Annotated in this window: 2 protein-coding genes; both read left to right on the plus strand. The window is 48.6% G+C overall.

Translation table 11 applies throughout. The features are described from left to right. Positions 1–19: 19 nt before the first annotated feature. Entirely contained in the window at positions 20–115 is a 96-nt protein-coding gene (locus A3756_RS29320; protein ID WP_368664601.1) for a hypothetical protein, read from the plus strand. Positions 116–135: 20 nt separating this feature from the next. Then, the coding region (gene cbiB, locus A3756_RS19035) for an adenosylcobinamide-phosphate synthase CbiB (protein ID WP_068554304.1) at positions 136–783 on the plus strand (648 nt) is incomplete at its 3' end.

Genomic DNA, 783 nt, shown 5'->3' on the forward strand with positions numbered 1-783 from the left:
CTACTTGCGCTCTCGCATGATGAAGCGGCTTNAAGGGTGCACAGGTGATACAGCCGGCGCCATGATCGAGATACTCGAATGCATCACCCTGCTAGTTCTCGTTGCCTGCCAATAAATATAACAAGGAAATAACACATGTACTTTTCAATTTGCCTCTTATTGGCCTTGTTCCTCGATAAGGTCTTTGGCGAAGCCAAGCACTTTCATCCTCTCGTTGGCTTTGGCAATCTCGCCACCGACCTTGAGCACAAGTTAAATAGCGGGTCCGGCAAACGGCTTAAAGGCATCATTGCACTGACATTCCTATTAGTGCCTACCGTTCTACTCGCTTTCTATTTGGAGTTACTTACACTCAGCGAACCGATCGCTCACGTCGCCTTTGCCTCGTTCGTCTTATATACAGCGCTAGGTTGGCAAAGCCTCAAAGAACATGCTGAAGCGATTATTGAACCTTTAACCAAAAGGCATCTAGGTGAAGCTCGGAAGAAAGTCGCTCGAATTGTTAGTCGTGACACCAAGCATTTAACGCCCGAAGACGTCGCAAGCGCCAGTACAGAGTCTGTACTCGAAAATGGTGCTGACGCAATCTTTAGCACTATTTTCTGGTTTATTGTTGGCGGCATACCGGGCGTTGTTCTTTTCCGCCTGGTGAATACTCTCGATGCTATGTGGGGCTATAAGAACACTCGCTACAAGGACTTCGGGTGGGCTGCTGCTCGCCTTGATGATGTAATGAACTACCTTCCGGCTCGACTGACTGCACTTAGTTATGCGCTATGCGGG

Source organism: Oleiphilus sp. HI0086, from assembly GCF_001635225.1.